We start from the raw sequence: 10297 nt of genomic DNA, 5'->3' as shown, positions 1-10297 counted from the left end.
TGGTAATGATAACGATAGGACGTTTCTTGGCTTTGACGATTTCACCGGTTTCGTAAACGAAGAACTCCATCTTATCGAGCTCAACCAGCAAATCGTTAGGGAATTCGATATCCGCTTTGTCGATTTCATCAATCAGCAGTACGACCTGCTCCTCGGATTCAAAGGCTTCCCACAACTTACCTTTCTTCAGGTAATTGGAGATATCGTTAACCTTGTCATTGCCCAGCTGAGAGTCTCTCAAACGGGACACTGCATCGTACTCGTACAAGCCCTGTTGAGCTTTGGTGGTGGACTTAATGTGCCACTGAATCAGGCGCATCCCCATGGAACCAGCCACCTGCTCAGCCAGCATGGTTTTACCTGTACCCGGCTCGCCTTTCACCAGCAGCGGGCGCTGCAGAGCCACAGCGGCATCAACAGCCATTCTCAAGTCGTCTGTCGCGACGTAATTCTCAGTACCTTCAAATTTCATCAATCTCTTCCTCAGGTTTTCAATGAGCCGAGTCTATCACAGCCCATCTGGAGTCCAGCCCCTCAAGCCCTGCAGGGCCGTCGATTGCGCGAAAATGAACAGCAAATCGGCCATTTTGTCCTTTTTTACCAGTTCTCCACAGATACGACAGCCCATTAGGGCGTCAAAATGGACGCCCTAATGGGAAAACAGACAAGAAAATTCAGGGCGACGTGGGCTTAGGGAGAAGGGCTTACCTACCGGGAATAGAGTTATGGACCACTCAGACCTTCGAGCATCGTATCCATACTGATATTACGGCTCAACATAGACCTTCCTTCAAGATCATAAGCCTTAAAATAGCTTACATACTGATCATCGGGATCGACATAACAGTAGATTTTGGCTTTTTCATGTTGCTCATAGTTACCGATAGAACCATTTAGGATCACCAGATACACATGCTTATCTGCCTGAAAACGGGTGGAACGCCAGTCGGTATCGGTACGAACCAATTTATCGCCAAACCTCACTTTGGCTTTATCCTCACACAAATGAACAGCATCAAGACGATCAAACGGTATATCGTGAAGATAGGGAGCCGACGACTTATCGGGGGACAACCAAGAGTAGGTATTGACGCCTAATATAGTCAGTGCCGATGACAGGATCGCAACGACAAGCAAACCCAACGCATATTTCAGCCTGAGCTCATTGGTCAATCGGGAGGCGGTTTTTCGTGGCATCTAGCCGACCTTATATTCGATAACCGTTCGACCCGATAATGCAAAAATTCTGCATTTGGGCACTGGCTTTGCGTCCCGAAATCACTTTCGGTTTGCCATTTCGTTAAAGCCCTGAGGAAGTTCAGAGACCGTGTTTTGTTTGCAAGGAAACATCGATACAACTGGAACGAGTGTGACACGCCACCACGGGACGGTCAATATTACAGAAGCCTGCCCTTCTCACGCTTAAACCAGGCTCACCCGACAAAAAACTGCATCACTTCACCCAATTAACGTCGCTAGTTTCTGGCCATATTACTCATAATCGATGGGTAATCTTCGAGAATCCAGGCAAAATAACCTTCTCTGAAATAATAGACATTACTGAACCCCCAGTGAACAGAGACGGCTACTGCGTACGCACTTCGTAAACAGTTGGAACTGTTGCAATAAATAACAATTGGCGTATCTCGGTTGACTAACTTTGAACTGTAAAGCTTGGCAAAATCTTTTTGGAAATCCAGGTGAATCGCCCCATCGATATGACCAATAGTCCACTCATCATTATTGCGGACATCAATAAATACCGCCCCTCGATCGTAGAGTTCCTTGGCTTTAAACACATTGATTGTGGTTGCACCCGACACGCCCAATGGCGTCTCATTCGCAACGCTTGGAAACGCCACACAAAGGCAGAAAAACAAGAAGAGATAATGCACCCTACTGATCAAAAAGCTCATTTTGGCCTCCAAACCTACACGCCTTTAAAAAGTGTAGGTGAGGAAGACCTATAGCCTTAGTGTCTTTTTGACTAAAGAACGGTTCACAGGTTAGGCAATTAGGAACAAGCGATCAGGCACGCTGTTCCGGTGCAACGACCACTGAAGGTTAAGCTGCCTCTGGCGATTGCGCGCGCATCAACTTCATGAGAGAAGCTTCTGCTTTAGATATGCCACAACGCCGCGCCACTTCTTCCGGGCTCAAACCGGCATTGAGCAAAGACATGGCATCTTTCAAGCTTTCATCCAGGTGGACAGAAGACGCTGGACGCGATGTTTGATTCTGACATTGACCGGACTCTGCAGAGTTTGAAAATTGCTGTTCCAAAGCAACAAGACGCTTTCCCAGTCCAACCGCCCCACTCTCAGAAACCTGTAAGCTCTTTTCCAGCTTTTGGAAAAGAGCCGTATTGATCGCAGCCTGCTTACGCATCGTGGAAAAGCACATCAGAGCAGCCCCCAGTGACAGCACACTGAGTCCTAACGCCGAAAATACAAGCACATCCATCCATACGTTATCTGATACGATCACTGCAGTCTCCACTCATAATTAGTGCCGCCAATGACTTACAACATCATAGACGGCAGTTCTGCTCGGGTAATTTAAACGTCGTCGATTTCTGCCCACTCTTCATCGGTTAACAGCTTATCAAGCTCAACCAGAATCAACAGCTCGTCGTTTTTATGGCACACCCCCTGAATGAACTTCGCGCTCTCTTCATTACCCACATTAGGAGCGGTCTCAATCTCGGACTCTTTCAAATAAACAACTTCCGCGACGCTATCCACCAGGATGCCCACAACGTGTTTATCTGCTTCGATGATCACAATTCGAGTGTGGTCAGTCAGCTCACCGCCATCCAGTCCAAACCGATGACGGGTATCAATGACAGTCACAACATTGCCGCGCAGATTGATAATGCCCAGAACATAGGAGGGTGCACCCGGTACCGGAGCAATCTCCGAATAGCGCAACACTTCCTGAACCTGCATCACGTTAACGCCGTAGGTCTCACCGGCCAATTTGAAGGTGACCCACTGCAAAATCGGATCGTCACTGGTTTTACTCATTGCAGAGTTGTTTGCCATAAATCAGTCCTCAAAGGATCTTATCGTGTTGTGTCTCATGCTGCGCAACCTCTGTCACCTACATCCCTCTCCATTGAGGTTGTGTCAGAAAGCAAACACCGGGAAGCGTCAAAAAAACATCAATTTCACACGGTTGCAGTATAGGTTTGCAGCTTCTATGCCAGCATATCGGCCAGGGAAGAAAAAGATTGAATAGGAAAAGAGACTAATTGTTTTTAAATCGCTATTTAGTTGAGAAACACTGGTGGTGTAAATAAGAATCAGTGTTTCTCCGGCTACTGTACCGCTTCTGGAGCACACTCTTGCCCCAAAAACCACTCTGGCCGGATTAACCCTTAAGAGGATCCTCAGAGGATTTCTTTAGGTCTGCGACCTTTAGCATCTCGCCCATTGTCTGTACATCCAACAGCGCGCACATATGCTGTTTGACGGTCCCGGCCAGCCAGGGGCGCTTACTCCGCTCGCCTCGCCATTTAACGTCTTCAGGCTGCAGAGTAATTGGCTGATTCACGACATCGACAGCCAGCCCCCACGGCAACCCATTGATAGAGACCACGTACTTGGCATTCTCGACAAAGCTATCGTCATACCGGTCAGGCATCACAAAACGCGCGGTATTGATGGTTCGGATTTTACCCACTGGGGTTGGCTGAAGCCCCATAAACCACTCGGCCTGACCAAATAATGGCGTCAATTCATCCGTCAAAGGCTGAATTTGACCCAGGGAAATCAGTGGCACAGCCAATGTCAGGCCGGCAACTTCAAACAAAAGAACCTCAAAACGCTCCTGTGCCCAAGCGGGACGACCATTTTCCAGCCACTCGGCCGAGCTATCCAGGGATTCGGCAGTCTTAGAAGTGACCTCCTCAGCCATTGAAGATTCGGCAGATTCGTCCTTTTCCTCCTTCGGCGCCTCTTCAGACTCAACATCTGGCACTAATGTATCAGCAGTTAATGTTGTATCAGTAGTTAACGTTGTATCAGTAGTTAACGTTGTAGCAGCAGCTGGAGTTGCATCGGGAACTGAAACAGGCCTTGAATCCAGTGTTAAAACCGTAGGTGTGACAACCTCTTGCTGCTCAGCAAGAGCCAGAGGTGTGGAGGCCAGCAACCGAGCCAACCGCTCTCGAGCTTGAACCGTGCTATCTGGCTCTAATACAGGTGCGCTGGGCCTTGTGGGCCTGGGGCCTGCCGTAGTTTTCTGACTGGCTACACGCACATGACTAGCCACACGCCCCTGATCAGACTCAGACAGAGGACTGCTGGACGGAGCTGTGGTCGCCGGCGCCACTCCCGATACTTCCGCTTCAGGATAACCGCGGTCCTCAGTGACATCTTCGGACGTCAATAAATCGTCGAAGTAACCTTGAAGCAGGTCATCAGGTGCGCCGCTCACAGGGCAGCCTCATTCATTGACGCCGCGGCACTTGCCCCGCGAGGAATACAGCGGGACAGATGCCACTTCAGCAATGACCGATAGGCCTCCACTGCACGGCTATCCTTTTGAAACAGGTGCGGAGGAACCCCCGCTTTGCTCGCATCACGCAGCTTGGTGTCCACAGGGATCTTGCCTGGCCATACCTTGTCATCATACCCATTACGTATGGAGCGCAGGCTCACCACAGAAGCCTGAGTACGGCGATCAAACATAGTCGGCACGATGCTGTACTGCAAAGGGTGTTTACGCGACTTACCCATCATTTGCAGAGTTTGCGTCATACGCTCCAACCCCTTCAAAGACAGAAATTCTGTCTGCACAGGAATTAATAACTGCTGACAAGCCGCCAAAGCGTTGACCATCAAAATACCCAGCAAAGGAGGACAATCAATCAGGACAATATCAAATTCCCCTTTAATCGCCGCCAAAGCCCGACTGATCACCAACCCCATTCCATCCTGACTGATGGCCTGACGCTCCAATGTTGCCAGCGCCATAGAGGATGGAATCAGTGACAGGTTGTCGTAGCCTGTTTCCACAATACACTGTCGCACAAGATCGGCAGACAGCTCTTTGCGCTGCTGAAACAGGGTAAATGTACTGTTCACCACCTGATCCGGCTCATGCTTAAAATAGCTGCTTAATGAACCGTGAGGGTCGAGATCCAACAACAAGACACGTTTACCCTGCTCGGCACACAGCCCGGCAAGTGCAACCGTTGTCGTTGTTTTACCAACACCACCTTTTTGATTGGCTATTGTCCACGCAAGCACGCGACACACCTCTTAGCTAAACAGTTTAATCGGACTAATTTTGCAGGCGCGGTAATTCGGGATTACTGCTGAATAACCACCCACCTCCACCTAACTCAACAGGTTCTATCTTGCTGTCTTCTTCTGACGTCTCAACTGAACCCGCAGTCGTTGATTCATCGCTATCCACGTTCGGGCTCTCGTTTACATTTCTACCGTTATCCGTAGAACCACGTTTTCCTGTAACAGAATCATTGCTTTCACGACCGTCCCGGGCAATCAACAAAGTCACTCGTCTATTTGCAGATCGTCCTTCTTCGCTGTCATTTTCGGCTATCGGATGAAACGCGCCATATCCCACCGCAGACAATCTCTCTGGCGCCACGCCTGAAGCCGCCAGCAATTTAACCACCGTCACCGCTCTCGCTGAAGACAGCTCCCAATTACTGGGGAAACGGGAAGTAGCGATGGGTACATTGTCTGTAAAGCCCGCAACCCTGACTTCATTACCGTAATCTCTGAGAAGACCGGCCATCTCTTCGAAAATATTTTTGGCCTGAAAACTCGGCTCTGCGTCCGCCGAGTCAAATAAAATACTTGATTTCAGCTCAACCTCTAACCAGAACTCATTCCCATGAATCTGAACCAGCTCCTGATTTATGAGTTCGGAAAACTCTTCCTCAAACAACTCAGATAAGTCATTAAGTCCAGCCTGCTGCGGTGAGGCATCTTCCGTCTCGACCTCATAATCAGAACTTCCGGACTCTGTAATATTTTCGGCAATCACATTCGGTCGCAAACTCTTTTCCGGCTGACCAATCTGTATGGGCTTAAGGGTTAACGGAACATTCTCTTTGCCGGACGAAAGCTCAAACGCCGAATTCAGTGTGTTCGACAGCACCCGATATTTTCCCTCGTTCACCTGTGATATTGAGTACATCACAACAAAAAACGCAAACAACAAGGTAATGAAGTCTGAATAAGACACCAGCCATCGCTCGTGTTTAATGTCTTCCTGAGGGCGTCTCCGGGGCATGGTTTTATTCCTGCGGGAGATAACTTTCCAGTTTGACCCGTATCGAGCGGGGGTGCTCCCCCTCTGCAATAGCCACTATACCTTCGGTAATCAACTCCTGATATTGAGACTGGTTATACACACAATTCTTGATTTTATTGGCCACAGGTAACAAAAACAGGTTCGCAAATGTCACGCCGTAAATCGTCGCCACAAACGCAATGGCAATTCCAGAACCCAACTGTTCAGGGTCTGCCAGATTTGTCATCACATGAATCAGGCCCATCACTGCACCGATGATACCCACCGTAGGTGCATAGCCGCCCATCGCCTCAAAGAAGCGGGCCGCATCAAGATCGCGCTGCTCATTCAGCAGCATGTCCGTCTCAAGAGTTCTTCTGATCGCCTCACGCTCTTGACCATCCACTAATAACTGGAGCCCTTTGCGGGTAAAACGATCACTTTCTTTATCCGTGAAACGCTCCAGCCCCAACAAACCCAGCTTACGAGAAGTCTCGGCCCAGCCCACGAGTGACTTAAGTCCCTCCTGATAAGGTGTCTGCGGGGGATAAAACACCCAGGGAAAAATTGAAATTGCCCTACGTACCTGCGTCCATGGAAACTGCAGCATAGCTGCTGCCAAAGTACCGCCCAAAACAATCAACGCCGCGGGACCATTGAGCAAAGCCTGCAGGCTTCCACCTTCCAGGAAATTCCCTCCGATCAGCGCTATCACGCCAAGCAATAATCCAAGTAGACTCAGAATATCCATGACCGCTCTAAAATTCCTTCGCCAGTACCGGGCCTACATCACGCAAGGGCAGCACACGGTCTGTCAGATTGGCTTTGGCAACTGCCATAGGCATGCCGTAAATCACGCAACTACTTTCATCTTGACTCCAGATGGCACTGCCCTTCTGCTTTAACAATCGAGCACCTTCACAGCCATCGGATCCCATACCCGTCAGAATCACACCCAACACCTGATTGCCAAAGGCATTGGCGGCGGAGCCAAAAGTGATATCGACGGACGGTTTGTAATTGACCCGACTATCCCCCTCGAGAACACGTACGCAGCCCGCACCACGCTTATCGACCATCAATTGCTTGCCACCCGGTGCCAGCAGAGCCAGCCCAGGCTTCAAAGCATCGCCGTCCTGTGCTTCACGGACTTCGATGTTGCACTGGCGATTCAGTCGTTCAGCAAAGGCTTTAGTAAAGTTTTCAGGCATATGCTGTATAAGCACAATCGGCAAAGGAAAGCCTTTAGGTAATTTTGTCAAGACATCGGCCAGAGCAACTGGGCCACCGGTAGAAGCGCCTATCAGTAATAGTTTGACCTGCCCTTTCAAAGACTTGTTGGCCGTTCTTGTCGGTCTGAACGGGATAGTTTCGGTTTTTGAAGACCGACTGTCAGTGCTGCGCCCGCGCCCATAAGCATTATCGCTTTCTGGAGCCGAGGCTCTGCCTTCGACACAGGTAGAGATTCTGGAACTGGTCTGTGGCTCGGGAGTTGGCGGTTTGGCTTGTTTGGCTATCGCCAGCAAACGACTGTGTAAGCGCTGCTTTAGCGACGCAGAATCTTTGGATATCTCCGCAAAGTTTTTCGGCAGAAAATCCACCGCTCCCGCTTCAAGTGCATCCAGAGTGGTACGCGCGCCCTCGTATGTTAACGAAGAGAACATCAGAATCGGAATGGGTTGTGTCGACATAATTTCTCGAACTGCAGAAACACCGTCCATAACCGGCATTTCATAGTCCATGGTAATTACGTCGGGACGCAAGCTTTTGGCTTTCTCAACAGCTTCCCGACCATTAGCGGCCAGGCCCACAACTTCGAGCTGTGGGTGCTCATTCAGCATTTCTTTCAAGCGATGTTGAAAAAAGTTGGAGTCATCAACCACCAGGACTTTAAGGCTCATAGCATTCTCTCAAACCCATACGGTGCTATTTCAATATTATGCGGTGCTATTTCAATCCCATGCGGTGCTGCTTCAATCCCATGCGGAACCATTTCAATCCCATGCGGTACTCTGTAAAACCCGTGCAGAACGCTCTCAAGCCAATGATCTACAGAAATGGCCTCTGAGTGCATCAGGCCGTTCCTGCATATCGATCCAGCATACTGGGCACATCCAGAATCAGTGCAATAGTTCCATCACCGGTAATTGTCGCTCCCGCCATACCCGGCGTACCGTGTAACATTTTTCCAAGAGGTTTAATCACGACTTCCTCTTGTCCAATCAGCTGATCAACCACAAACCCCACTCGCTGGGTTCCCACCGACACAATCACAACATGAGCTTCATTGACGCAATCATCATTAATAGCATCATTTACCAGCCAACGCTTGAGATGAAACACGGGTATGGCCTTATCACGAACCGTGACACATTCGCGGCCATCGACCACATGGGTCTTGGTAAGATCCATATGGAATATTTCGTTAACACTAACCAAAGGCAATGCAAAGGTCTGACGCCCCAGCATAATCATCAACGTAGGCATAATCGCCAGAGTTAAAGGCACCTTAATACTGATACGGGTTCCCTCACCCATGGCTGAATGGATTTCAATAGATCCGTTCAATTGGGTGATTTTGGTCTTAACAACATCCATGCCGACACCACGGCCGGACACATCAGAGATCTCTTTTTTAGTCGAGAAGCCAGGGGCAAAAATTAAAGCAAACGCCTCGGAGTCCGGCAGCCGCGCTGCCGCATCTTCATCCATTAAACCTTTTTCTACAGCAATACCACGAAGTTTGTCAGGGTCCATGCCGCCGCCATCATCGGTGATAGACAGCAGTATATGATCGCCTTCTTGCACTGCGGCCAAGACAACCTTGCCAACACGAGGCTTGCCATTTGCCTCTCGCGCATCAGGCAATTCAATGCCGTGATCCACTGAATTGCGAACCAGGTGGACCAATGGGTCGGCCAATGCTTCAACCAGGTTTTTATCCAGATCAGTGTCCTCACCCTGAAGTTCAAGATTGATTTCTTTCTTCAGGCTTCGAGCCAAATCACGAACAACACGAGGGAAACGTCCAAATACTTTCTTAATGGGCTGCATCCGGGTTTTCATCACGGATGACTGTAGGTCTGCGGTCACTACATCCAGATTACCGACTGCCTTGGACAACACCTCATCATTAGCTTTGTCACCCAGACGCACCAGGCGGTTGCGAACCAATACCAGCTCACCCACCATGTTCATAATTTCATCCAGACGCTGGGTATCCACACGAACGGTGGTCTCACCCGCTGGAGGCGCGTCACGTCCTGCCGGAGCCGCTTTCGGGGCAGCTTTTGCACCGGATTCAGCGACTCGCGATGGAGGAGCTGTAGTTCCTGTGGCTGCTTTAGGTGTAGTAGATGCTTTAGGTGTAGCAGATTCTGCTGCGGGAGGAACCACACTCTCTTGAGGTGAAGGCACCTGAGATGAAGAAGCAGGCGGTGTAGGCGCCTTGCCTTTACCGTGCAAATCATCGAGCAGTTGTTCGAACTCATCGTCCGAAATCAAATCGCCACTTGTCGAGGAGACCGCAGGCTTCTGAGCAGCAGGAGTAGTCTGAGCTGTATCGGTCTTCTCAGCAGATGAATTGGCTACACCAGGCCCTTTACCTTTACCGTGTAACTGATCCAGTAGCGCATCGAATTCATCATCCGTAATATCGCCACTGGGTGCAGCCGGTTGGCTATTGGCTTCATCTTCTGTTTTGGCAGTATCTTCTACGACTGACGCCGTAGAAGCACCAGGGCCATTACCTGAACCATGCAATTGATCCAACAGCGCTTCAAATTCATCATCGCTGATATCGTCGCCTGAAGATGTGGAAGACGCAGCTGAGGAAGTAGCTTCGGTGTTCACCGAAGACTCTTGAGCAACAGATTCCCCGCCCGAAATGGCGTCCAAAAGTTCTTCAAACTCAGCATCAGTAATATCGCCGCTGCCGTTACCCGCACCTAGAGTCGAAGGGACATCAGTAGAGGCGACAGGAGCAGAAACAACAGGCTCTGGAGCAGATGTACCAAGATCGGCAGAA

The 10297-nt window shown here is 49.8% G+C and carries 11 protein-coding genes and 1 riboswitch; all 11 genes read right to left on the bottom strand.

Going from position 1 to position 10297, the window contains the following annotated elements:
• The coding region (locus ACTG33_RS13055) for an AAA family ATPase (RefSeq protein WP_439135664.1) at positions 1–472 on the bottom strand (472 nt) is incomplete at its 3' end.
• A 251-nt stretch (positions 473–723) separates the two neighbouring features.
• Positions 724–1197: a hypothetical protein gene (locus ACTG33_RS13050; protein ID WP_439135663.1), complete on the bottom strand. Its 474-nt coding sequence runs from the start codon at positions 1195–1197 to the stop codon at positions 724–726.
• Positions 1198–1212: 15 nt separating this feature from the next.
• A riboswitch (cyclic di-GMP riboswitch) is annotated at positions 1213–1304 on the bottom strand.
• A 171-nt stretch (positions 1305–1475) separates the two neighbouring features.
• The gene (locus tag ACTG33_RS13045; protein ID WP_439135662.1) at positions 1476–1916 is read right to left on the bottom strand and encodes a rhodanese-like domain-containing protein; all 441 of its coding nucleotides are present in this window, start codon (positions 1914–1916) and stop codon (positions 1476–1478) included.
• A gap of 148 nt (positions 1917–2064) precedes the next feature.
• Positions 2065–2487, bottom strand: a complete 423-nt coding sequence (locus tag ACTG33_RS13040; RefSeq protein ID WP_439135661.1) for a DUF2802 domain-containing protein — start codon at positions 2485–2487, stop codon at positions 2065–2067.
• Positions 2488–2558: 71 nt separating this feature from the next.
• Positions 2559–3044: a chemotaxis protein CheW gene (locus tag ACTG33_RS13035; RefSeq protein ID WP_439135660.1), complete on the bottom strand. Its 486-nt coding sequence runs from the start codon at positions 3042–3044 to the stop codon at positions 2559–2561.
• Between the two features lie 328 nt (positions 3045–3372).
• Positions 3373–4440, bottom strand: a complete 1068-nt coding sequence (locus ACTG33_RS13030; protein ID WP_439135659.1) for a chemotaxis protein CheW — start codon at positions 4438–4440, stop codon at positions 3373–3375.
• Positions 4437–5255 (bottom strand): ParA family protein, encoded by an 819-nt coding sequence (locus ACTG33_RS13025; RefSeq protein WP_439135658.1) that lies wholly within the window; start codon positions 5253–5255, stop codon positions 4437–4439. Before ACTG33_RS13025 ends, ACTG33_RS13030 begins: the two co-directional genes overlap by 4 nt.
• A gap of 34 nt (positions 5256–5289) precedes the next feature.
• Positions 5290–6270, bottom strand: a complete 981-nt coding sequence (motD, locus tag ACTG33_RS13020; protein ID WP_439135657.1) for a flagellar motor protein MotD — start codon at positions 6268–6270, stop codon at positions 5290–5292.
• A gap of 4 nt (positions 6271–6274) precedes the next feature.
• Positions 6275–7021, bottom strand: coding sequence for a flagellar motor protein (locus ACTG33_RS13015; RefSeq protein WP_439135656.1), 747 nt, complete (start codon positions 7019–7021; stop codon positions 6275–6277).
• 7 nt (positions 7022–7028) lie between these two features.
• On the bottom strand, positions 7029–8171 hold the full coding sequence (locus ACTG33_RS13010) for a protein-glutamate methylesterase/protein-glutamine glutaminase (RefSeq protein WP_439135655.1): 1143 nt from the start codon (positions 8169–8171) through the stop codon (positions 7029–7031).
• Between the two features lie 172 nt (positions 8172–8343).
• A partial coding sequence (locus ACTG33_RS13005; RefSeq protein ID WP_439135654.1) for a chemotaxis protein CheA occupies positions 8344–10297 on the bottom strand: 1954 nt, incomplete at its 5' end.

The organism is Pseudomaricurvus sp. (genome assembly GCF_965662505.1).
Taxonomy (GTDB): Bacteria; Pseudomonadota; Gammaproteobacteria; order Pseudomonadales; family Cellvibrionaceae; genus Pseudomaricurvus.
This window is presented reverse-complemented; position numbering and strand designations above follow the sequence as displayed.

Excerpts from the sequence above, each read along its gene's own strand:
- ACTG33_RS13050 (WP_439135663.1), bottom strand. The coding sequence starts at position 1,197 with ATGCCACGAAAAACCGCCTCCCGATTGACCAATGAGCTCAGGCTGAAA.
- ACTG33_RS13045 (WP_439135662.1), bottom strand. The coding sequence starts at position 1,916 with ATGAGCTTTTTGATCAGTAGGGTGCATTATCTCTTCTTGTTTTTCTGC.
- ACTG33_RS13035 (WP_439135660.1), bottom strand. The coding sequence starts at position 3,044 with ATGGCAAACAACTCTGCAATGAGTAAAACCAGTGACGATCCGATTTTG.
- motD (WP_439135657.1), bottom strand. The coding sequence starts at position 6,270 with ATGCCCCGGAGACGCCCTCAGGAAGACATTAAACACGAGCGATGGCTG.
- ACTG33_RS13015 (WP_439135656.1), bottom strand. The coding sequence starts at position 7,021 with ATGGATATTCTGAGTCTACTTGGATTATTGCTTGGCGTGATAGCGCTG.
- ACTG33_RS13010 (WP_439135655.1), bottom strand. The coding sequence starts at position 8,171 with ATGAGCCTTAAAGTCCTGGTGGTTGATGACTCCAACTTTTTTCAACAT.